Origin of the sequence: Saccharibacillus qingshengii, from assembly GCF_013185195.1 — a bacterium.
In the GTDB taxonomy this organism is placed as follows: Bacteria; Bacillota; Bacilli; order Paenibacillales; family Paenibacillaceae; genus Saccharibacillus; species Saccharibacillus qingshengii.
Window position 1 is genome coordinate 13740 of the sequence record NZ_JAAZWC010000003.1, and the last position, 23093, is coordinate 36832.

The following is a 23093-nucleotide window of genomic DNA, read 5'->3' on the forward strand; positions in this document are numbered from 1 at the left end:
ATGACGAAGGTTATTTGTATAAAGTAGACCCCTCATATTATAATGGAAGTGAATTTGGGTAGATCTAAGACTGGTATTGGAGGTAAGCTTTGAATCGACTCAGAACCGCGCACAACGTTCCCGAAAATCCGATCCGCCTTATGCGATTGGTGTACAAAGTGGTGCTGCCGGACGTCAAGGACGCACTCGGGGGCTGGAAGAGCCGTGCCGAGACCATTCCCGACCCGGAACTGCGTACCCAGGCACTGGCGAGCATCGCCGACAAAGAGTTCCATTGTCAGGGAGGCTCGGTCTACGCGGCCATCCATTTGGACAAAAAAGACGTGATTATTCCGCTGATTGTGGCTCTTCAGACCATCAGCGACTATCTCGACAATCTGTGCGACCGAAGCACTTCGCTGGATCCTCAGGATTTTCGTCTTTTACATAAGTCCATGCTGGATGCGATCGACCCGGATGCTCCGACGGATCACTATTACCGGTTCCGCGATGAGCAGGAAGACGGAGGATATCTGAACGCCTTGGTTGCCACCTGTCAGGACAAGATCAGACAGCTGCCGGGTTACGTTCACGCCCAGCCTTATGTACGCCGCCTTGTCGGACTGTACGGCGACCTGCAGGTTTACAAGCATATTTCGCACGAACTGCGCGAACCTTCGCTGACGGCCTGGAGAGCGGAACACGCCGATCTTGCGCCGGACCTGTACTGGAACGAGTTTGCCGCCGCGACCGGTTCGACGCTCGGCATGTTTATGCTGTTTGCCGGAGCGAGCCGCGACGATTTTGGTGCGGAAGACGCAAGGTCCGTGTACGAAGCTTATTTTCCATACGTATGCGGTCTTCATATCATGCTCGATTATCTGATCGATCAGGAAGAAGACCGCGTCGGAGGCGACCTGAATTTTTGCAATTACTATGAGAGCGGGGAGGCTATGCTCGCGCGTGTCGAAGAGATCGTAAACGGCGCGAGGCGGGACGTGGCGGGGCTTCCGCATGCCGCTTTCCACCGTATGATCATCGAAGGGCTGCTTGCGCTGTATTTGTCCGATCCCAAAGTCAGCCAGCAGAAGGACGTGCGAACCGTGTCTAAACGGTTGATGAAGAAAAGTCCGCTGATGCGTATGTTCTTTTTCGTCAACAGTATCTGGATCCGCAAACATAAGCAGGACTAACAAGGAGGAAGCAACATGTCAGCAGTAAAAAAAATCGCCGTATTGACCAGTGGAGGAGACTCCCAGGGAATGAACGCCGCGCTTCGCGCCGTTGTGCGCAGCGCACTTTATCACGGAATCGAAATCTTCGGTATTCAGCGCGGCTATCAGGGTCTGCTCAATAACGATATTTTCTCAATGGATCTGCGCAGCGTAGGCGACATCATTCAGCGGGGCGGCACCGTGCTGCAATCGGCGCGTTCCAAAGAGTTCTACACCGAAGAAGGCCAGCGCAAAGGGGCGGAAATTCTTCGCGGTTACGGGATCGACGGCCTGGTGGTCATCGGCGGCGACGGTTCGTACCACGGCGCGAACAAGCTGAGCAAGCTCGGAATCAACACGATGGGCCTGCCGGGCACGATCGATAACGATATTTCGTTTACCGATTATACGATCGGATTCGATACGGCTGTCGGCGTTGTCGTCGATGCGATCAACAAACTGCGCGATACCATGTCTTCGCACGAACGCGCTTCCGTCGTGGAAGTCATGGGCCGCCACTGCGGCGATATCGCGCTGCATTCGGGCCTCGCTTCGGGCGCGGAGACGATCCTCGTTCCGGAAGTGCCTTATGATCTGGGCGAAGTGGCACAGCGTATGACGCACAACTTTGCCATGGGCAAACGCCACAGTATCATCGTGGTGGCCGAAGGGGCAGGCAAAGGCGAAGATATCGCCAGAGAACTGTCGCAGCATTCGAAGCAGATCGATGCGCGCGTCACCGTTCTGGGCCATATCCAGCGCGGCGGCACGCCGACTCCGTTCGACCGTAACCTGGCCAGCCGTCTTGGCGATTTCGCCGTACGTTCGCTGATCCGCGGCGAAAGCGACAAAGCCTGCGGGATCATCAAAGGCGAATTGACGCTGACCGATATCGACAAGGTCGTCAACACGAAAAACGATTTCGATCACGAAATGTACGAACTGGCGCTGCGTTTGTCGCAGTAAGCCACTTGTCCTGCCGCGCCATGAACGGCGGGCCGGACCCCAATCGAACCTTCGCACCGAAACGGCAGATGTTAGGCCGTTTCCGCCGCGAAGGTTTTTTGGTATGCCTAAAAGCGCCCGACCGCAAACGGCTGCCGGTGTCGACTGCAGATTGCCGTTCAAAAAGAAGTTGACAACAAAGTAGTTAGGATCCATACTAAGTCCATGAACAATAACTCCAAGACGATCCATGACCCCAATGCCGCTCCTACCTTGGCCCAATCCCAACGTCAGATTGAACGTTACGATCTGGATGTGGATGCCCAGGCGATACTGGTTGCCGCCCGCTTGATGGCCGCGGGAGCCAAGCTTGCCCAAGCTTCCGAGATCCACTTTTCAAAATTCGGTTTGTCGACGGGACGCTACCGCCTGTTGGCGGATCTCGAGGATCACGGGGGAGAAGAACTGCCTTCGCAGCTGGCCGAGCATCTGGGCGTAACACGCGCCACGGTGACCGGACTCATCGATACGCTTGCGCGGGACGGCCTGGTCGCCCGACGGGCAAGTGCCGAAGACGGCCGTCAGCGGACCGTCGTCTTGACGGAATCTGGTGCATCGAAACTTCGGGAGATGGCCGCCGAACATTTTGCCTGGCTGGAATCCATGGTCGGTCTGCTCGCGATCGAGGAACGAAGCGTATTCCTTGAACTGCTCGGCCGTATTACCCAAGGGATCTCGGGACTTGCGAATGAACGCGATAAGCAGTCCTAGATTTACAGCTGCCCAAGAAGATCGGTCACGAATAAGCAGGACCGGCCCAGCCGGGCCTTTCTTATTCTCCTATAGTTAGGATCCTAATCATATGGCTGAACCAGAGTTGACGAAGAAGAGCAAGGAGGAAGTCCTATTAGGCATGCAGCGAAGAAAAGTCGTATTGGCAAAAAGAATTTTGTGTTAGGGCGCGAAGTGGCGATGGGCTATGCCGCTCCTGCCGTCATGGCGGGGATCGGAGGCGTGGTGACTGCCAATCCGGAACTTCGGTTCGGAGCGTTCACTACGATCGGCGGAATGTCGGCTGTGGCCGCGCTGCTTATCGGCCTGCTGCTGATGAGCGGCGTAGGCCGTATGCGCTGGGTCGCCGAGGCTCCCCTATGGGCCGTTGTCGGGGGATTTGCCGCACTCGGCTGCGGTCTGGGGTTGGGCAGTGCGGGGTTGGCAGCCGATTTTATCGAAACCGTGTTTCCCAATCGCCGTCCGGACTGGACAAATCGAATCCCGACCGATTTTCCGCTGTCCGGATTTCTGGCCGGGGCTATCGTGACCTGGCGATGGCGGGCAGCACTTGCGAATCAAACTTCACCTAAAAGGAGTGGACGAACATGATTGCAATCATAGGAGCGACAGGCACGATCGGGCAGGCTCTGCTGGAACGGCTGAGGGATGTGGATGTCCCTGTTCGCGCACTTAGCAGAGACCCGGGCAAGCTGCGGCACCGGCTTGAGGCACAAAGACGTTCGGCAGTTGAGATCGCGGCGGCGGATGCTTCCGATCCCGATTCGCTGCGCCGCGCTTTTGCGGGAGCCGATCAGGTATTCTTCGCCTTATCCAACAGTCCCGATCAGGTGAAAGAGGAGAGCGCCATTATCCAAAGTGCCGCCCAATCCGGAGTCAGACATCTTGTGAAAATATCCAGCCCGTTATTTGAACCGAGTGCGCCGGTGGCCGTAGCGGGTTGGCATAGGGAGATCGAAAAGGTATTGAAGAACTCGGGACTCGATTATACGGTGCTTCGTCCTTATGCGTTTATGCAGAACTTGTTCGGTCTGGCGCCCACGATTGCGGCTCAAAATGGTTTCTTCGGCATCATGGGCGATACGCCGTGCAATTTTGTCGACTGCCGAGATATTGCGGATGCGGCCGCGGAAGTGCTGACCCGGCCCGGGCGGCGGGGCGGTATCTATACGCTGACCGGTTCGGAAACGTACAGCTACCCCGAAATCGCAAGCCGCTTGTCCGAGATTCTGAATCGCCCGATCCTGTATATCCACATGGAACCGGCCGAGCTGCTGCATCATTTAACCGAGCGTGCCCGTATGCCGCTTTGGCTTGCGAACCATGTCGTGGAGATTCAGACTTTGTCCATGAAGGTGCCGGAACGCCCTACGGACAGCATCAAGCAGCTGCTTGGCAGAGCGCCGCGTACGCTGGATGCTTTCCTGCAGGAGTATGCGGACCGCTTCCGTTAGAAACGCAGTCGGTCTGCCGGAGTTTGGGCGGCCGAATCGGCAAAGACGCGTGTTCTTCACCGGTAGCGGCGAAGAACACGCGTCTTTTGGCGGAATAAGAAGCCGGGCTTATTGCGGCAGAATGCGGTAGGACCGCTGGACTTTGAACAGTCGGAGCATCAGCAGCACCGCTCCGACCGCCAATCCGGCGATCAGGCCGAGCCAGTAACCGAAGGGTCCAAGCGGCGTATAGACGGCCAGGGCGTATCCGAGCGGCAGGCCTATCACCCAATAAGCCACCAGCGTAATAAAGAACGCGGGAGTCACGTCCTTGTAGCCGCGCAGCGCTCCCTGGATCGGTGTAGCCAATGCGTCGGACAGCTGGAAAAAGATCGCGTAGCCAAGAAACTGGACGATCAGCGCCGTGACGGCCGGATCGGTCGAATAGATCAAGGCGACTTTGTCGGCGAACAGAAGCAGCACGACCGCCGTAACGGCCGCCATGAATACAGCCGAACCAATCCCGATCGAAGCGTACTGCCGGGCGTCTTTGGTTCGGCCGGCTCCGGCTTCGTAACCGACCAGAATCGTCAGCGCCATACAGATCGCAAGCGGAATCATATAGAGGGTGGAAGCGAAGTTGATCGCGGCCGAATGGGCCGCCACCGCATTCGTCCCGAACCGGTTCATGAGCAGCGTAACGGCGGCGAAGATCGAGGTCTCGAAAAAAGTTGCGAAACCGATCGGAATGCCGAGTTTGAGCAGTTCGCGCTGTTTGGGCCAGGAAACCGCATGCCAGCGTCGGAAAAACCCAAAATCGGCGAACGGCTGCGTCCGATACAAGACGACCAGCGCAATCAGGAAAATAACCCAATAGGTGACGGCGGTCGCCACGCCGGCACCGACGCCGCCGAGCTTCGGAAAACCGAAATTGCCGAAGATCAGCAGGTAGTTGAGGATAAGCTGGACCGGCAGCGAACAGAGCGTGATCGCCATCGACACACGCGTCTGGCCCATCGCATCGATACAGCCGCGCAGCACGGTGTAACCGAACAGCGGCACGACGCCGAAGGCCAGGCAGATCAGGAATTTGCGGGCGGTATCCGCGACTTCGGCTTCGGCGTTCATGAAGCCGAGCGCCGGATCCAGCAGCAGACCGCCGACCAGCAGAACCGCGGCGGAGAACAGCAGGGACAGGAGCAGGCCCTGAAACAGATTGAAGCGGATATCTTGTTCCCGACCGCCGCCCATCAGTTGGGAAACGATCGGCATAATGCCGTTTAGGACGCCGTTCAGTCCGGTCTGGATCGGAATCCATAAGCTGACTCCGATCGAGACGCCGGCCTGTGCGGCCGGACTGACATGTCCGGTCATACTCGTATCAAAAAAAGCCATGGCCGACAGCGCGATCTGGGTGACGAAAATCGGCAGAAAAACGACGAAAAACTGCGAGAATTTTTGTTTGAGCGTAGTCGTGGCCTGCATGGGTTCGGGAGATCCTTTCGATAGGCGTGCCGCGCAAAAAGCGCAGGCAAAAACCCGGCCAGGGAAGGCCGGGTTGTCGCCGTAATCAGCAGCCGCGAGAACGCGGCGCTGTCAATCCTCGAGACGGCCGAGTGGACCGAATCAGTCTTTCGGGCCGTAGTTGCCGTCTTTGGTATACCGGTTGGACGCGTTCCAGAGCAGATACTCGTCCACGCCCATATCGGCCATGGCTTTGATCTGGGCATCCATTTCGGCTTTGCCGTATTTGGTATAATGCCCGCTTCCCAGCCAGCTTGCCGTAAAGTCTTGAATCCAGGGACGCACGATCGGACGCTGCGATTTCTCTTTGATCTCGTCGAGTTTCTTGAACGTATCGACCATGGATCCTTTGATCGTGACGTAAGGTTCTTTATCCGGATCGGTGGCGCCGAACCAGCCGGTCGAATAATGGCTCGGATAGACCATCGGCGCGATAACGTCGACATTCTCCGAAATTTTGGTGAAGTCTTGTCCGATGCCGTCGGCTGCCGGTACGGAAGCGGCGTAACCGAAAATGTCGACCGAGACGCGGACGCCAAGTGGAGCCAGTTCCTTGCGCGCGTATTGAACAAATTCCGAGACGGCTTCGGTACGGGTAGATTCGCTTTTCTCGTATTTCAGCGTATCGGCGCGTTTCTCGAATCCTTCCGCGAAACGTACATAGTCGAACTGGATTTCTTTGAAGCCCATAGCGGCCGCTTCTTTGGCGATCGCTACGTTATAATCCCAGACTTCTTTGCTGTACGGATTCACGAAAGCGTCGCCGCCGCCGTTTTTCCATACACTGCCGTCGCCGTTTGTGAACGACAATTCCGGATGGTTCTCGGCCAATACCGTGTCCTTGAAGACAACGATTCGGGCGATCGGATAAACGTTATGCTTTTTGAGTTTGGCCATCAAATCTTTGATATCCGGAATGAACTTCTGGGCAGTACCCATCTTGAGCAGTTCTTTGTTTTCCGTTTCGTACGTTATGTACCCCAGGTCGTCTTTAATATCGATGACCATCGAATTTAGCCCGGTGTTGTCGAGCAGTTCCAGCAGTTCTTTCATTCGGGCGCCGCCTGCGCTGTACGCCGTCACGTAGATGCCTTTGACTTTGGGTGCGTCCGGCTGCGGATCGATCTTGATCGGCGGGTTGTCCGCATCGATGACCACGCTGTCTTTTTGCGCGGTGAGTGCGCTGAGGTTCCAGGCCGATTCGACCGCTACCGTGATCGGATTGGCGTTCACCTGTGCCGGTGGTACGCTTTCCGGATTGTGACTGCCTACCGTAAGAGCAAGCAGGCTCCATAAGATGTCCATTTTATTCTCTCCTTCGTCTGTGCGTGATTCCCGGCTGTCCAGGCCGTTATCAGTATAGCGTTTTTGAAGCGGCTTCGCATAACAAAATTGTCATGAATGCCTGATTATTCCGTTTTGGCACACCTTGTCCTTTTAACCGCAGAGAAGAAGCCCGAATCCGGTTGGCCCCAATCCGGCGGTCATAGGTAGGGCCGCCCCTTCCGTTGGGAAGAGAGCGGCCTATGGAGAACTCTTTTGAAAAAGACCAGGCAAATTACTGTAAAATATCCGGAGACTGATGTTCCAAAATACTGTGGTGGATAATGTCGAGCGCGTCTTCGGCTTCAAGAATGCCCATGCCGTCACGAAGGACGATCACGGAATCAAGCTCCTGCTGCTTCAAGAACGAAAGCATGTCGGGGTACCATCTCATCACGATTTGTTCAAGTTTTACGGCTTCCATTTCCATAGTCGTCACCCTTTCTTTTCCGGAATCGTACGTCATTGTCTGACTCGAATACCTGAGAAAAGCAACCATGCGCTGTCTATGAAGCTGAAGCGTGAATCTTGCAACACCGGGAGTCCGGGGAATCCCGGCTGCGGTACGGATTTATTATATCACATCGAATTCCTATTCGCGAAACCGTCCTTTTACCTACAAAAAAAGAAAGCGCCCGCGAGGGACGCTTTTTGGGTGAGCATGGGGTTCTGCCGGGAAAACGAAGCGGCCGGAAGCGGACTTTACCGCAGCCGCAGCGTTCGGTTGTGCGAATAGGAATTCCACGAGAACCAAACAAGTTTCACAACGAGCGCTTCCGGAACGAGCCCATGACGCCGACGGTTTCCACAATATTGACGAAAGCCCGCGGATCCGCTTCCTTAATGACGCGTTTGAGTTCGGCCAATTCGTACATGGTCGTGACGGTCATCAGCATATCTTTTTTCGTGTGGGAAAAAGCGCCTTCGGCCTGAATTCTCGTTACGCCCCGCTCGATTTGGAGCAGCCGTTCGAGCAGCGCGTCGGTATCGTCCGTAATAATGAACAGCGTGACTTTGATATGGCTGATATGGATCATGTCGACTACTTTGCCGGTAATATAGATGGAGACCATCGACAGAAGCGCCAGATTCCAATCGTTTTGCAGATAGCCCATCGCCAAAATGACGAGCGCGTTCAGCGCGACCAGGATATTGCCGACCGGGAAATCGCGGTAGCGCGTCACGATAGAGCCGAGAATATCGAATCCGCCGCTGGAACCGCCTACGCGAAACGAGATGCCCGCTCCGATCCCGACGAGCACGCCGCCGAATACGGAAGAAAGGATGGGGTCGTTGGCCACCATTTTCTCGGGAATCAAAGCGATCATGGCCGTGACGGCGGCAACGGATACGATACTGAGCAGAATAAACCGCCGCCCCAGCAGGAACCAGCCGGCGATCAGCATCGGGATATTGTACAAGAAGTACAAAATGCCGACACTCAGCGGTGTAAAGTAGCCGGTAAGCATCGACAAACCGGAGACGCCGCCGCTGAGCAGCTGATGGGGAATCAGGAACAGGTTGAAGCCGGCCGCGATCAGCAGGGCACCGATCACGATCGTAAATAAATGGCCAATACGAATAAACAAAACCACCACTCCTGAAAAACAAAATGAAAAAACCTATTATAAATGAAAACCGTGAAAAAATGTGACAAACCTTTGAAAGGTTTACTGGCTTTTTGATAGTCGCTTATGGTATAATGATTTAGATGTTCTTGAGTAGATCTTTCTCGTCTCCGTAATAACCGTCATCGGCTGAGCGGAAAAAGCGCGAGTAAAAGGTTAAACGGTATATAATAAAGCTTCGGCTTTTTGGCTTCGGCTTTGAAGAAGCTCCTCCCTTGGCCAAGTGTTGTGGTACAGAGAACTTGGCGTCAACAGCATATGAGGAACCCTTCGGTTATCGATCGGTTGCGGCTACTTAAGAATACAGAATCCAGAAGCGGCTTGTCCACAGATAAAGTGGCAGCTCGCCCCTAATAAAAGGAGCATGAATCTATTGGCAAATTTTGCAGACTTCGATTTGGAACCAAAGGTATTACAGGCAATTACGGAAATGGGCTTTGAAGAAGCGACACCGATTCAGTCGCAGGCGATTCCGATCGCTCTGAGCGGAAGCGACATGATCGGTCAAGCACAGACCGGTACAGGTAAAACAGCGGCATTCGGTATTCCGATGATCAGCAAGATCGCCCGCGAAGAAGAGAAAATCTCGGCTCTCATCATGGCCCCGACTCGCGAACTGGCGATTCAGGTTGCCGACGAAATCGAGAAGCTTGCACGTTTCAAGGGACTTCGTTCCCTGGCGATCTACGGCGGACAAGATATCGTTCGTCAGATCCGTGCACTCAAAAGAAAACCGCAGATCATTATCGGTACGCCGGGACGTCTGCTTGACCACATCAACCGCAAAACGATCAAGCTTGACGACGTTCACACGGTCGTATTGGATGAAGCGGACGAAATGCTCGACATGGGCTTCATGGAAGACATCCAGTCGATCCTGAAGCTGGTTCCGGAAGAGCGTCAAACGCTGCTGTTCTCGGCTACAATGCCGGCTAACATCAAGCGTCTGGCTGAACAATTCCTGAGAAACCCTCAGCATGTATCGGTTATTCCTAAGCAAATCAGCGTACCGCTGATCGAGCAGGCGTACATCGAAGTGCCGGAACGTCAAAAGTTCGAAGCACTGACTCGCCTGATCGATATGGAATCGCCTGAACTGGCTATTCTGTTCGGACGCACCAAGCGTCGGGTTGACGAACTGGCAGAAGCGCTGCAAAAACGCGGCTATTCGGCTGATGGTCTCCATGGCGACTTGTCGCAGAACCAGCGTGATGCGGTTATGCGCAAATTCCGCGACGGCAGCATCGAAGTGCTGGTAGCAACGGACGTGGCCGCACGCGGTCTCGACGTATCGGGCGTCACGCACGTAATCAACTTCGACCTTCCGCAGGATCCGGAAAGCTACGTTCACCGGATCGGCCGTACGGGCCGTGCAGGTAGAGAAGGCAAAGCGTGGTCGTTCGTAACGCCTCGCGAGCTGGATCACCTGAACTTCATCGAGCGCGTAACGCGCCACAAAATCGCACGCAAACCGCTCCCTACCATGAGCGAAGCGATCGAAGGCAAACAACGCATCCTGGCCGAGCGTCTGCTCGAAGTGGTACAGGACGGCGAACTGAACGAATACAAAGCGATCGCGATCCAAATGCTGGAGCAGTACGATTCCGTTAACCTGCTGTCGGCAGCGATGAAGCTGATGACCGGGGAGAAGAAAGATTCGAAGATCGAACTGACTCCGGAAGATCCGGTTCGCGCAAAACGTCGCAAGCCTTCGGGCAGCTACGGCGGCGCTCGCAGCGGCGGCGGCGGTTATAAAGGCAGCGGCGGCTACAAAGGCGGAAGCAGCAGCGGCGGCCGTACAGGCGGATACCAAGGACGCAGCAGCAGCGGCGGCGGCGGTTACAAAGGTTCGAAAGAAGGCGGCGGCTATCAAGGACGCAGCACAAGCAAACCTTCGTACCAAGGCCAAAGCGACCGTCCAAGCCCGAAACGCGACAGCTTCGAGTAAGGAAAGTCAGCTTTAAACGAGTATTCAAGAAGGCGGCGCATCCATGCGCCGCCTTCTTTTTTTGCGCGGACGTTGGCGAAATGTCGGATAAACGTTTCGAATGCCTTTTCGCAAAGGGTGGTTTTTGCAAGGCGGAATCGGTATAATTGAACTATCAGTCGACATACGGCGTGCTGAGGTACGGCCGAATGGGATTATGCGATTTTTCGAGGAGGAATACCTGTTGGAATTTAGGGGGCTTACGGGGGGGATTTACCGCCTGACCGAGTGGATTATGCGCATCTCGGGAACGAACTTGCTCTGGGTGCTGTGTTCGGCGCCGTTTTTGTTTATCTTGTATATGCGTTTGGCGATCGATCCACAGTATGTTAATGAAGCGCTGACCTTGAACTGGGTATTGGGGATTCTGGCACCGGTTACATTGTTCCCGGCCACTTCAGCCATGTTTACGGTCGCTCGCAAATGGGTGATGGGAGAACCGGACGTCAAAATCACCCGTACCTTCTTCCGGGGGTACAAAGAGAATTACAAACAAAGTATGGTCGGCGGTATTTTCTATACGATCTTGTTCGTCGTGATGTACGTGGATATCACCGTCTATATGGTGCAGTTCCGCAATCTGCAGCTGTTCGGTATTCTGATGCTGATTCTGATGATTCTGCTGTTCGTTTCGCTGTTCAACTTCTTCTCGATGGTAACCCATTATCATATGAAGATCGGCGGCATTCTCAAAAATGCGATTCTGCTGACGCTGCTGCGCCCGTTCCGCGTCTTCTCGACGTTGATCGGAGCGATCGCGATCGTGTATATCTGCTGGCAGATGCCGGTACTGTACGTAATCGCGGCAGGAAGCGTAATGGCATGGTTCGCTTTCTTCAACTTCTATGCAACCTTCCTGAAAATGCAGGAGCAGGCCAAGAAGCGCGAAGAAGCCCAGAATGCGAACGGAGAAACGGAACTGATCGAGCTTGGCGAAGAGAAAAAGGAAAAGGGATCTTTTTTGAATAAAAAGAAGCGGTAGAGTTTACAAGTGTGGTCGTAAGCGCTATAATAACTCTACATCCTGCGATGCCCGTTTCGGTTTTTCGTTGTTTTGAACCAATGAATAAGTCTCGGGAGACCTACATCGAACGCCGCAATGAAACGCCCTGTCTATATGACATGGGGACTTCAAAGCCCGTTTTGCGGTCACCCACCTGCGATAGCAGGTTCGAGGCAATGTGATCGGACGGCAGAGCGGGATCCCTTTTTGTATGATAATGGAAGTCGGCCGGATAGCAGGCTCGGGCTTCTTGGAACCCGACAGGGATATAACGTCCCCATACTGGAAAACTTCCGGGTATGGGGACGTTTTTGTTCTGTTTTTCTTTTGTTCTGAATGGAACAATGCTACACTAGAAGTAGAAAGATGGGCAACGTTAAAGGAGGAAAGATCTTGTCGTTTAAACGTACATTGGTCGGGATTATTCGCAGTCAGGAAGGTACGAGCGACCGCGCGACCGATCCTAACATGAAAACGAGATATTACAGCCTTTCCAGAGATAAAGCGTGGGAAGAGGTCAGTTCGACGCTCAAGAAAATTCCTGGCTACAAGGTACTGCACGAAGTGGCGGGCGTAGGGGAGATTACCCTGGAGAAGCGTACGAAGTTCGGGCGGACGATGGATATTACCGTTTCCGTTCTTGCGGTGAGTCCGGTCAAGAGCGCAGTCGATATTTATTCGGCATCCCGCGGATCGCTGGGCGATCTTGGCGCCAACTATCGGACCATTATAAGCTTGTTCACCATTCTCGACAAAAAATTGGCCGCTTACAAAACAACAAGCTAAAGCCGATTTTCGGCTTTATGTAAGCGCACCCGCTACGCGGAATTCCGCGTGCGGGTGCGTTTTTTCGTGTATGTGTTAAAAGACTGCCGTTACAGCAGCGCTTTGACCGCCGCAATCGCCTGCTCGTAATTCGGAGGACTGCTCATTTCGCCGAGATATTCCACGTAAGCGATACGGTCGTTCTCGTCGAGCACGAAGATCGCGCGCATATCCAGCTGAAGTTCTTCGATCAGAACGCCGTAGGCTTCGCCGAACGAACGGGTCTTGTAGTCGGACAGGGTCACGACCTGATCGACGCCTGCGGCACCGCACCAGCGGGCTTGAGCGAAAGGCAGATCGACGCTGACGGTCAAGATGACGACATGTTCGCCCAGGTCGGCCGCTTCCGTATTGAAACGACGCGTTTGCGCATCGCAGGTTCCCGTATCGAGCGAAGGAACGACGCTGATCAGTTTGACTTTGCCGGAAAAATCTTGGAGAGAAGCTTCTTCCAGCAGGTTGCGGTTGAGTTTGAAGTCCGGAGCCGTGTCGCCGACTTTCAGCTCGGGACCGATCAGGGTAATCGGGTTTCCTTTGAACGTGGCTGCGCCGGTTCTTTGTTGTGCCATGATACATAACCTCCTCGAATTCTCGTACAGCAGCGGGAATTTGGATTTTCCCGTCCCGTTTCATTATAATATTGGGTAGAGATCGTTTGCAAAAAAGAGCATAGCGGAAAAGAGGAAAATCATGATTTTTGTACGTTACGAAAAATGGAACCAGTACCTGAAGTTCTATCCGATTACGGCGCTGATGGTCTTGATCAACGTCGTGATGTTTATTGTTCTTGCGGTGAACGGAGCTTACAGCCGAGACGCTTCCGGATCCATTCTGCTTCAATACGGCGCACTCTCGAACGTAGTCGGCGTTCCGGGAATAGCCGAGGTCGATGCACCCTGGCGGTATCTGTCTTCGGTCTTTCTGCATGGCGGCTTCGAGCATTTGTTGTTTAACTGTTTTGCTATTCTTGTCTTCCTGCCGCCGCTTGAGCGTCTGCTTGGCCATGTTCGCTACGCCTTTTTGTATCTGGCCAGCGGGATCATCGCCAACCTGATCAGTATGGGAGCATATAACCGGGCCGGCGAATACTTTATTTCCGTCGGCGCTTCCGGCGCGATCTACGGCGGGTACGGAGCCTTCTTGTACATGGCGCTGTTCCAGCGTCAGAAGATGGACAAAAATTCCCGTCAGACCGTATACATCCTGCTGTTCATGGGGCTGCTGCTCAGCTTTGCTACACCGAACGTGAACATTTGGGCGCATTTCGGCGGTGCGATTGCCGGATTCTTCTTGTATGGACTGCTGGTAAGACTTCCGCTCGGCAAAAAAATCGGAGAGTAATCGGCCATATACAGATTCTTTGCAGAAGTGAAGGATACCCTACAGTCAACGCTCTATATCAAAAAGCCGCTTTCCCGGTTGGGAGAGCGGCTTTTTGGGTGCAGAAGAAAAGATCAGCGATAGAACTGCCATACAATCAGAAGCAAAGCCAGGATCAGCCACAGCGAAATGGAGAGCAGCAGATTGATTTTGGAGCGTAAGGGAAGGGCAGGGCGGCGTTTGAGTTCAAAAACGATCAACAGCAGAGCGATTAATCCCGCCGCGGTCAGCACGCTGTTCAGAATGAGCTGCGGCTGAACATCGCTGTACGGGCGTTCGTTCTGGGACAGCATCCGGAAAGCCAGCACCAGATTGTTGACGGCGAGCAGCAGTCCGCTCCATTGAAGCGCCAGCGTCTTCCTGCGAAGACCGGGCGTGCCGGTGCGGGAACGGCGGCTGAACCGGGCGGCCAGAAGCGAACCGGGCGGTACGATCAGGAAGAACAGCAGGGCGATCCCGGCCGCGGCCGCTTGGGCTGTCAACAGCGGCACGGAATAAAGCCCGGACAGCGGCAGGTAATCGGTTGTATAGACCGAAATTCGCTGGATACGGTCATTTTCCATATCGATATGCAGGAACGGCCAGGCACCGAGCTCCGCATCCCCGCTGATTCGTTCGTACAGGTACGGCCGGATCTGCCGGTATTCGCCTTCGAAGCCCGCCAACTTGACGCTCAGACGGTTGAGCGCTTCAGAGGAGAGATGCAGCATGGACAGATAGGGATAGACCCCCATGAATCCCTGTTCGGCTCGGCGTGCCGCGATGAAACTTCCGGAGATCCGGGAAGAGTCGGGCAGAATCGAGTCGGAAGCCGGAATCTCGGGACTGCCGAGCAGGGCTTGGGCAAGCCCGTGCACCAAGTTGGCTTCACCGGACTGATTCGTCAGGATAACAACGGCAAAGTGCTGATCGGGAACAAACTGCAGTGTACTGGAGAAAGCCATCGTATTTCCTCCATGCCCCAGCGTTCGGGAAGCGCCCGGATATTCCCAGAGGCCGTGGGCAATACCGGGCATATACCGATCCGAAGAACGGGAAGGACTCAGGAAGGTCGACAGAGTCTCCGGTTGGCCGAACAGCGGGGTCGCCTGACCGTTTTCCGGCATAAAGGCTGCGGCAAACCGGGCCAGATCTTCCGCCGTTCCGTTTGCTCCTCCGTTGGGATACATGGACATGTAATTCCAGGAACCTTTGACAAAGTTCCCGGGATCGCCAGGCAAGTACCCGATCGCTTTGCGCGCCTGCAGATCGAGGCGGCTGTCCAGAACGGATGTGATCTCGGTCTGATTCATATCCAGCCGCTTGAGAATATGTTCGTTCACATATTCGTTGTAGGGTTGGCCGGATATCCGCTCCACGATATAGGCAGCCAGCGAATTGCCGTAATTCGAATACGCGACATTTTCGCCGGGGCGGTAGATTTGATTCGGTTCGGCCAGGCGAAGACCTTGTTCGAGCGTTCGGACCTGGTCGGGCGAAGTATAGGCCATATCGAACATATACTCTTCGAAGCCTGCGGTGTGATTCATCAAATCCATAAAGGTAATCGCTTCCGGATAGGTCAGCCGCTTCAAGAATCCGTCCGGCAGGTAACGGCGGATATCGGCTTCGAGGTCCAGCTTGCCTTCTTCCGCGAGCTGCATCGCCGATGTCCATACAAACAGTTTGCTGATGGATCCCCATTCGAAGACGGTATCGGGCTCGGCGGGAACCTTCTGTTCGATATCGGCGAGGCCATAGCCTTTGGACAGAACGATCTGTCCGTTCTTGACGACGGCGATCGATGCGGCGGCTGTCGTCTTGTTGATATAAGGTTCGACAAAATGATCGATGTACGCTTCCAATTCATCGAGGCGGATCCCCGAAGGCGTCGTTTCGGCTGCCGGGAGGCTGACCTCTTCCGCTGAGGATGAATAGGGCAGCAGAAAAGGCAGCAGAAGCAGCAGCGGCAGGGCAGAAACCAATCTCCGAATCGAACACCCGGATTTAAGACGTGAGAACATGGACGGACTCCTTTTCAAGGCGGACCGAAAGTTGGCGGCCGTCCTCTGGTTAGTTAGTTATGTAATTAACCATATAGCCTTTGCCGGATACTGTCAAGGATGTTCCTGCGGCGCATACACAAAAAAGCACAGCAGCCGGGGTTGAGGGCTGCTGTGCTTTTGGTCAAAGCCGGAAAACCTTACAAAAGGATCAGGGGGATCGAAAGAAATCGAACAGATCGCTCCCTTATCCTGAAATTTGGCGAATCGTGGCAAACTCGATCCGGTTCCGGCCGTTTTTCTTGGCTTCGTAGAGCGGTTTGTCGACTTCGGTAAACAGCTGTGTCAGGTAATCTTCCGAATTGTCCGGAAGGCGTTCCTGCTCGAAATCTTCGATCGAGAGAACGCCCAGACTGACGGTGACGCTCACCGGTTCAGGAACATGTTCCAGAGAAACAAAGTTCGATTCCACGGCGGCGCGTACCTGTTCGGCGATCTGCCGGGCTGTATCCCTGCCCGTGCAGGGCAGGTACAAAATAAACTCTTCGCCGCCGTACCGGGCCAGAATGTCCGTACTGCGAATATGCTTCTTGACGATCTGGGCGGTACGATACAGCATCTCGTCGCCGGCGACATGGCCGTAACGGTCGTTGATCGATTTGAAAAAGTCGATATCGAACAGCACGAACGAAAAAGGAATACGCTGCTGCACGTTGGCGATCATCTCCTGCTCCAGCCGCTGCGTCAGGTAATGGCGGTTATAGCACTGGGTCAGGCTGTCGGTCAGCGCCATTTCTTCAAGGCGGCGGTTGGCCTGCGACAATTCGAGCCGTGTGCGGTCCAGGGAGCGGTTGCGTTCCTGCAGGATGTCGTTCTGCAGATTCAGCTCCCGCACCAGACGCCGTTCATGGGAGACGTCTTGAAAGGTGAGAATATGGCCGATCGGCAGACGCGAGGTATCGAGAATCGGTGAAGCCTGGAGGATGCAGTGCAGATGGTTTCCCCGCAGAGCCGACCATTCGATCTGGAACACGTCGTTGTCTTTTCTCTTATAGTGTTCGAGGAAGTGCTCGGCGTTGCCGATTACCCGAACGGAAGACAGGAACGCTTCGACATCGAATACCTCTCCCGCTTCGATCTCGAGAAACAGACGAAGAGCCCGGTTGGCTTCGACAACCTCCTGCTGTTCATCCAGAACAAGAATGCCGTGCGGAATCGTATTGATGATGTCTTCATGCGCAATCGAGACCAGATCGAATACTTTGTACCGGGTGATGACGAACACAAAAAACAAATCCGCGATAAAAATGCCAAGCGAAGTCAGACCCGGAATAATAGGCAGAACCTCACGCAGCACCACATTGAGCAGAATATCGAGCAGCGCAAAAAAAGCGAGGGCGCAAATGCCCCAAAGCACGATCCGGATTTGCTTTTTGAGACTTGCGGAAGAAGAAGCCGACCGCAGGGCGCGCAGCAGCACAAACAGCGAAGCGGCAAAATAAACGGCGACCAGAGCCATGACCAGCCAGAACAAAGGACCGTAGAAACGTTCTACGTAGTTGTCGGATGCCGGGTGGGTGAACAAATGGAACGGATTGGAGACAGTTAGAATTGAAGCGGCGACCGCGGGCAAAAAGATAAACGAGATGGATTTGGGACTCAGCCGCTTATCGTTGCCGGTAAGAAACAAGGTAAACAGCAGCCAGCCGCTGACCAGCATAAGAGTGGCGACGAAAGAGAGTGAAACGTAGAGGAGCTGTCCTTGGGGGGATTGCACGATATGGGTGGCGAATTGGCAGAGCGGCCACAGCATCATGAAAAAGTGGAAAACGAAGTAGAATTTATGCAGATTGGTGATACGTACCGCAAAAAAAATGTAGACGAGCAAGGCGGACAATAGAGCGAATAGGAAGAGATCATACCACACTGATAGGCTCACGAACCTTCTCCTTTTGTATGCGAAAGCGGCAGTCGGCTGCAATGCTAAAGTAGATGTATAGTACCATAAAATGAAGAGAATTAGCCAGCAATTATCTGGAGGATCCAAGCTTTACGCGAAAAAGAGTGCTTTTAGGCCGTTTTTCAGCAAAAAAAACCGGCACGGCGTTACTGCCGCTGCCGGTTGGACGCGAGAAATGAACACAATCGCCTGTCGGGGAAATAAGGTTTGTTGATCAGCTGCGGTTATTGAACAATCCGACCAGACGCAGCAGTTCCAGCAGCGAGACCAGTGCGGCGGCTACGTAAGTGAGTGCGGCGGCGTTCAGGACTTTTCCGACTCCGCGTTCTTCCTCGTTCGTAATGTAGCCTTCCGATACCATGACTTCGCGTGCCCGGCTGCTTGCGTTGAATTCGACCGGCAGCGTGATCAGTTGGAACACGACCGTAACGGCGAAGAACAAAATGCCGAATCCGATCAGGTTCGTGAAGTCGAACAGGAAGCCGCCCAGAATGAGGAAAGGAGCGACGCCCGACGCGAAGTTGACGACCGGGAAGATCCGGTGGCGCAGTGACAGCATCGGATACGCTTCTTTGTGCTGGATGGCGTGGCCGATCTCGTGGCAGGCGACCGATACGGACGAGATGCTGCTGCCGTAGTAGACGTCTTCGGACAGCGCGACTGTACGGTTGACCGGATTGTAATGGTCGGACAGCATGCCCGGCACGGGCACGATCTGGACTTCCTGCAGGCCATTCGTATCGAGCATGTGGCGCGCGGCTTCATAACCGGTCATTCCGCTGTGTACCGGGACCTCGCGCCATTTTCTATACGTGCTTTTGACCCGGAACTGAGCCCAGATCGTCAAGATGAACGCGGGAATGATCAACATATACATCAAAAAATTGAAGCTCATATTCGTTTCCCTCCATATAAGTGTAAGAACATTACATCATCGGGTTTTGTCCAAGCAGAAGTTTGATTGCTTCCATACAGGCGACTCCCTGCGGGACAATTTGGGAAAAGGTTTTGCGGGCCTGCGCAGGATCGAGATCCTGAAGCAGCGGCTGCAGTTCTTTCAATTCTTTTTCCACCTGGGCCAGATGGCCTTCAAGCAGGGTCAGCTTTTCCGATACCCGATCGTCCCCGGTCGCTTCGCTCCATTTGTCGAGCCGCTCGCGGATTTCGTCCAGAGTAAACTTTTCATTTTTCAATTCGTGAATACGTTTCAGCCGCAAAAGCGTCTCGGGACCGTACAGCCGATAGTTGGTCATCGACCGGTCCTGCGGGCAGATCAGGCCCAGCTTGGTATAATAATCGATCGTTCGCTCGCTGGTACCCGCGGCCTTGGCCAGTTCGCCGATTCGGAACAGTTTCATATCCCCATCACGGTCTCACCCTTTCCCAAGTCCCTCATTAAAGTAAGTAAATATAAAAAGATAGTATTGACAAATTCAATTATATCCAATCTAAAGCGTACAGTCAAACGTCATACTTTTTATGAAAACGCGTACTTTGCCGCGTTAACGCACATACAGCTTTATCGGGAAAAAAAGTCTGAAATAAATTCAAATTTTTTTGGCGAAATCACTTGTCAGCTTTCTTGCCGCGGTCTATAATGACATCAAGAGTTTCACATAATGTTAGATAAAATTACATGAAGAGGGCGTGGGGAATTTGAGAAAGAAGTGGTGGGCAGCGTTTGGAGCACTGACGGCAGCAGCGGCTTTTCCGGTTAGCGCCTATGCGGCGGAAGCGGTAGACGGCGAGGCGTTAACGAACGGCGTGAACATGGCTTTCGTCTTTATCGCGGCGGTACTGGTTATCTTCATGCAGGCGGGTTTCGCTCTGCTTGAAGCAGGGTCGGTCCGGATGAAGAATGCCGGTCACGTAGCGGGCAAAACGATTCTTTCCTTCGGCGTCGCGAGCATTGCCTTCTGGGCTTTCGGTTTTGCTTTCGGTTTCGGCAACGGTAACGGCTTCTTCGGCTTCGAAGGATTCTTCTTCGGCGGAGAAGGACAAGCCTCTTCCTTCGATTCCGTGAACGGCTTCGGTCTTCCGGTTTCGCTGATGTTCCTTTTCCACCTCGCCTTTGCGGGCGTCTCGCTTGCGATCGCCGGCGGCGGTCTGGCGGAACGCGCCAAACTGAGCGTATATATTGTATTCGGCGCTTTGTTCACCATCATTATCTATCCGGTTATCGCACACTGGGTATGGGGCGGCGGCTGGCTCGGTTCGATGGGCATGCAGGATTTCGCAGGCTCGACGGTTGTCCATCTGACGGGCGCTACGGCGGCGTTGGTTGCGACGATTATGCTCAAACCCCGTTTGGGTAAATACGGAAAAGACGGCAAACCGAACAGCATCCTCGGTCACAACCAGGTTCTGTCGGTACTGGGCGTTATTATCTTGTGGGTGGGCTGGTTCGGCTTCAATCCGGGCAGTGCGCTGTCGGTTATGGACGGCTTCTTCGCCTACGTGGCGCTGACAACGAATATCGCGGCGGCAGCGGGCGGCGTAGCGGCTCTGCTGATTTCCTGGATGGTGTTCGGCAAAGCTGACATCCCGAGTATGCTTAACGGCGTATTGGCGGCTCTGGTCGCGATCACCGGTTCGTGTGCTTTCGTCGAGCCTTGGGCAGCGGTCGTAATCGGTCTGGTCGCCGGCGTACTGACGTTCTTCACGGCGCAGTGGTTTGAAAAAGCGGGAGTCGATGATCCGGTCTTCGCTTTCTCGGTACACGGGATTGCCGGGATCTGGGGCGCTTTGAGCACAGGATTCTTCGCTACTCCGGAATTGGCTACGGACAAAGGCTTGGGTCAAGCCGGTCTGTTCTACGGCGGCGGTCTGCACCAACTGGGCGTTCAAGCACTGGGCGTTGTCGGCACGCTGGCTTTCGTAGGTGCCGTGACCTTCATCATCTTCTATGTCATGAAAATCACGATGGGCATCCGCGTGACGGAAGAAGAAGAAATGATGGGTCTGGATATCAGCGAACACGGTAACTACGGATATCCGGAGCAAATGAAGATGGCGGGCGAAACGACTTTCAACGGTCCGACAAACCCGGAATCGGGCAGCAAGCGTACACCGGCTAACGCTTGAAGTCGGTAAAATAATCAGGCGCTAAATGAAAGCGTACCGGCACCGCGGCAGCGGCCGGGCGATGAAAGGGGGAATCCGGTGAAACCGAGAGACTCGTACACGGACCAGATATCCGTACAGCGTGAAGATTTATCGCAGATCCGTTCCCCCGAAGCGCTTCGTGCGAAACGGATTGTCCTGCAGCGCAGGCTGATCGAAGCGCAGGCCGGCACCGATCCTTTGGACTGGAACGCTTCGGTCAATGAAATGCACGACGCTTTGATGCGGCATGCGGTCCAATTATGCGAGCGGGAGATGGGGGAGGCGGGCTTCGGCCAGCCTCCCGTCTCTTATGCTTTCGTTGTTTTTGGCAGCGCGGGCAGACAGGAACAGACGCTTTGGAGCGATCAGGACAATGGGTTGGTACTGTCGGATATCGAGCATGAAGACAAAGAAACGTATTTTGCGGAATTCGGACGTCGGTTGACCGATATTCTGGAGTCGGCCGGGTATGAGAAATGCGAAGGGAAGGTCATGTGTTCGGAGCCGAGATGGCGCCGTACCGCTTCGGAATGGTCGGCGCAGCTCCGGGCCTGGAGAAGCGATCTCAGCTGGGAGCCGGTCCGATATTTGATTATCGCTTCGGATTTTCGCTGGATCGCGGGCGACGAACGGCTGGCCGAAGACTGGAAACGCGATTTTTATGACGGACTTCGCGGAAATACGGAGCTGCATGCCGCCATTTTGCGCAACACCGTAAGGCACAAGAAAACGCTGAATGTGCTTGGGCAGGTCGTGACCGAACGCTTCGGCGACCATGCGGGAGATTTCGATGTCAAATACGGCATGTATATTCCTCTTGTCAACGCCGCCCGGTTTCTGGCGATCCAGCACGATGTGGAAGAATCGTCGACCCTGCGCAGACTGCAGAAGCTTATCCAGTTCGAGGCGGCTTCGCTGCCGCTGCTGGAGCCGGTCTATGAATCGTTTGTCACGGCGCTGCGGCTGCGCAGCATGACGGAATCGACGGAGGAGAGCGGACTGCTGCAGAGCAGCGGCTACTTGACTCAGGAAGAGCTGAAGAAGAAAGAACGGTTTTACGAACTGCGGGGTGGGCTGATTCGGGTGCGCAAGCTGCATCGCGAACTTCAGCGTCAGCTCAGATTCGCGGAAAGGAGACGTGCATGAAGGAACCGGCTGGGTCGAGAAGCGGATTCTGGAACATGCTGCGCAGTGGAGGGGTTCCTTCTGCGGTAGCCTCGGTATTCGGGGGACAAAGTGCCCATCAGATGGCGTTCATCCGCTCGCTCAGCCGGGAACAGCGCAGACCGGAAGCGCTGATCACTCCGCTGACGGAGCTTGAGACCGTCGTGTTCGATCTGGAGACGACCGGGTTCAACTGCCAGAAAGGCGATGAGATTTTGTCGTTCGGGGCGGTCAAGATGTGGGGGGATCAAGTGCTCGAGAGCGAAACGTTCTATACGCTCGTCAATCCGCGGATAGAGATTCCGCCGCATATTACCGATCTGACCGGCATCACGCCGGAGATGGTGGAACAGGCTCCTTCGCTGATCGAAGCGCTGCATGACTTTATGGCTTTTATCGGCCATTCGGTACTGGTCGCCCATGCCAGCGCGCACGACAAAGCGTTTCTCAATACGGCGCTGTGGAAAACGTCCAAAGCCCATCTGACCCATCGGGTGATCGATACGATGATGATTGCCAGGCTGCTCAATCCGGCGAGAAGCGGTTACGGACTCGACGAACTGCTGCACGAAGAAGGAATCGAGATCAAGGAACGCCATCACGCCCTGGGAGATTCGCTGATGACGGCGAAATTATGGGGCGGGTATATGAACCGGGTACGGGAAGAACAAATTTCGACGCTGGGGGATCTGTATGCCCGGCTGAGCAACGCTTGATTGGCCGCGAATGTCTTTAAATAGGCATTCGCCCCAATAAAAAAGATCCCGCCCCGCAGGAGGGGACGAGATCCGCTTTATATGTAGGGTGATAGGGAAGATACGCATGTCCCAAGGGGCAAGCGGCGGGTCT

At 54.5% G+C, this 23093-nt stretch carries 21 protein-coding genes and 1 other RNA gene; 13 read left to right on the top strand and 9 right to left on the bottom strand.

The features are described 5' to 3' along the window. Positions 1 to 89: 89 nt before the first annotated feature. The 5 genes from HRQ60_RS03505 (at position 90) to HRQ60_RS03525 (ending at position 4384) form a co-directional block, all read left to right on the top strand. Complete coding sequence (locus tag HRQ60_RS03505) at positions 90 to 1172, top strand: tetraprenyl-beta-curcumene synthase family protein (protein ID WP_425501619.1); 1083 nt, start codon at positions 90 to 92, stop codon at positions 1170 to 1172. A gap of 15 nt (positions 1173 to 1187) precedes the next feature. Continuing rightward, positions 1188 to 2159 (top strand): 6-phosphofructokinase, encoded by a 972-nt coding sequence (gene pfkA / locus HRQ60_RS03510; protein WP_172194259.1) that lies wholly within the window; start codon positions 1188 to 1190, stop codon positions 2157 to 2159. 204 nt (positions 2160 to 2363) lie between these two features. Then, positions 2364 to 2909 (top strand): MarR family winged helix-turn-helix transcriptional regulator, encoded by a 546-nt coding sequence (locus tag HRQ60_RS03515; RefSeq protein ID WP_172194260.1) that lies wholly within the window; start codon positions 2364 to 2366, stop codon positions 2907 to 2909. Positions 2910 to 3089: 180 nt separating this feature from the next. Then, positions 3090 to 3521 (top strand): hypothetical protein, encoded by a 432-nt coding sequence (locus HRQ60_RS03520; protein ID WP_172194261.1) that lies wholly within the window; start codon positions 3090 to 3092, stop codon positions 3519 to 3521. Continuing rightward, on the top strand, positions 3518 to 4384 hold the full coding sequence (locus HRQ60_RS03525) for an SDR family oxidoreductase (protein WP_172194262.1): 867 nt from the start codon (positions 3518 to 3520) through the stop codon (positions 4382 to 4384). Before HRQ60_RS03520 ends, HRQ60_RS03525 begins: the two co-directional genes overlap by 4 nt. A 108-nt stretch (positions 4385 to 4492) precedes the next feature. Here the strand turns inward: HRQ60_RS03525 and HRQ60_RS03530 are convergent, their stop codons facing one another. From HRQ60_RS03530 to HRQ60_RS03545, 4 genes are all read right to left on the bottom strand, one after another. Then, the gene (locus HRQ60_RS03530; protein WP_172194263.1) at positions 4493 to 5848 is read right to left on the bottom strand and encodes an MATE family efflux transporter; all 1356 of its coding nucleotides are present in this window, start codon (positions 5846 to 5848) and stop codon (positions 4493 to 4495) included. Between the two features lie 141 nt (positions 5849 to 5989). Further along, positions 5990 to 7192: a putative glycoside hydrolase gene (locus tag HRQ60_RS03535; protein ID WP_172194264.1), complete on the bottom strand. Its 1203-nt coding sequence runs from the start codon at positions 7190 to 7192 to the stop codon at positions 5990 to 5992. A 253-nt stretch (positions 7193 to 7445) separates the two neighbouring features. Next, positions 7446 to 7640 (bottom strand): hypothetical protein, encoded by a 195-nt coding sequence (locus HRQ60_RS03540; RefSeq protein WP_172194517.1) that lies wholly within the window; start codon positions 7638 to 7640, stop codon positions 7446 to 7448. Between the two features lie 331 nt (positions 7641 to 7971). Then, positions 7972 to 8799, bottom strand: a complete 828-nt coding sequence (locus HRQ60_RS03545) for a YitT family protein (protein WP_172194265.1) — start codon at positions 8797 to 8799, stop codon at positions 7972 to 7974. Between the two features lie 412 nt (positions 8800 to 9211). On the opposite strand from HRQ60_RS03545, the gene cshA reads away from it, so the two are divergent. The 4 genes from cshA (at position 9212) to HRQ60_RS03565 (ending at position 12614) form a co-directional block, all read left to right on the top strand. Next, positions 9212 to 10786, top strand: coding sequence for a degradosome RNA helicase CshA (gene cshA, locus HRQ60_RS03550; RefSeq protein ID WP_172194266.1), 1575 nt, complete (start codon positions 9212 to 9214; stop codon positions 10784 to 10786). A gap of 223 nt (positions 10787 to 11009) precedes the next feature. Next, a complete protein-coding gene (locus HRQ60_RS03555) occupies positions 11010 to 11807 on the top strand; it encodes a YesL family protein (RefSeq protein ID WP_172194267.1) in 798 nt (265 codons plus the stop codon). 36 nt (positions 11808 to 11843) lie between these two features. Then, positions 11844 to 12033, top strand: a non-coding RNA gene (ssrS, locus tag HRQ60_RS03560) — 6S RNA. 188 nt (positions 12034 to 12221) lie between these two features. Beyond that, positions 12222 to 12614, top strand: coding sequence for a DUF1499 domain-containing protein (locus HRQ60_RS03565; protein ID WP_172194268.1), 393 nt, complete (start codon positions 12222 to 12224; stop codon positions 12612 to 12614). An 89-nt stretch (positions 12615 to 12703) separates the two neighbouring features. On the opposite strand, the gene tpx is transcribed toward HRQ60_RS03565, so the two are convergent. After that, positions 12704 to 13222, bottom strand: a complete 519-nt coding sequence (gene tpx / locus HRQ60_RS03570) for a thiol peroxidase (protein ID WP_172194269.1) — start codon at positions 13220 to 13222, stop codon at positions 12704 to 12706. 121 nt (positions 13223 to 13343) lie between these two features. Here tpx and HRQ60_RS03575 point away from each other — a divergent pair, with 121 nt between their 5' ends. Then, on the top strand, positions 13344 to 13994 hold the full coding sequence (locus HRQ60_RS03575) for a rhomboid family intramembrane serine protease (RefSeq protein WP_172194270.1): 651 nt from the start codon (positions 13344 to 13346) through the stop codon (positions 13992 to 13994). A gap of 113 nt (positions 13995 to 14107) precedes the next feature. Here the strand turns inward: HRQ60_RS03575 and HRQ60_RS03580 are convergent, their stop codons facing one another. The 4 genes from HRQ60_RS03580 to HRQ60_RS03595 all read right to left on the bottom strand — a co-directional run bounded on the left by HRQ60_RS03580 (position 14108) and on the right by HRQ60_RS03595 (position 19333). Next, the gene (locus HRQ60_RS03580; RefSeq protein ID WP_172194271.1) at positions 14108 to 16036 is read right to left on the bottom strand and encodes a serine hydrolase domain-containing protein; all 1929 of its coding nucleotides are present in this window, start codon (positions 16034 to 16036) and stop codon (positions 14108 to 14110) included. Positions 16037 to 16262: 226 nt separating this feature from the next. Continuing rightward, the gene (locus tag HRQ60_RS03585) at positions 16263 to 17954 is read right to left on the bottom strand and encodes a diguanylate cyclase (protein ID WP_172194272.1); all 1692 of its coding nucleotides are present in this window, start codon (positions 17952 to 17954) and stop codon (positions 16263 to 16265) included. A 235-nt stretch (positions 17955 to 18189) separates the two neighbouring features. Beyond that, on the bottom strand, positions 18190 to 18870 hold the full coding sequence (locus HRQ60_RS03590) for a zinc metallopeptidase (RefSeq protein ID WP_172194273.1): 681 nt from the start codon (positions 18868 to 18870) through the stop codon (positions 18190 to 18192). Positions 18871 to 18901: 31 nt separating this feature from the next. Continuing rightward, on the bottom strand, positions 18902 to 19333 hold the full coding sequence (locus tag HRQ60_RS03595) for a MerR family transcriptional regulator (protein ID WP_172194274.1): 432 nt from the start codon (positions 19331 to 19333) through the stop codon (positions 18902 to 18904). Between the two features lie 298 nt (positions 19334 to 19631). Between HRQ60_RS03595 and HRQ60_RS03600 the strand changes: the two genes are divergently transcribed. The 3 genes from HRQ60_RS03600 (at position 19632) to HRQ60_RS03610 (ending at position 22960) form a co-directional block, all read left to right on the top strand. Continuing rightward, a complete protein-coding gene (locus HRQ60_RS03600; protein WP_172194275.1) occupies positions 19632 to 21059 on the top strand; it encodes an ammonium transporter in 1428 nt (475 codons plus the stop codon). Positions 21060 to 21137: 78 nt separating this feature from the next. Continuing rightward, complete coding sequence (locus tag HRQ60_RS03605; RefSeq protein WP_172194276.1) at positions 21138 to 22226, top strand: DUF294 nucleotidyltransferase-like domain-containing protein; 1089 nt, start codon at positions 21138 to 21140, stop codon at positions 22224 to 22226. Further along, on the top strand, positions 22223 to 22960 hold the full coding sequence (locus HRQ60_RS03610; RefSeq protein WP_172194277.1) for an exonuclease domain-containing protein: 738 nt from the start codon (positions 22223 to 22225) through the stop codon (positions 22958 to 22960). Before HRQ60_RS03605 ends, HRQ60_RS03610 begins: the two co-directional genes overlap by 4 nt. The last annotated feature ends 133 nt before the right edge of the window (positions 22961 to 23093 follow it).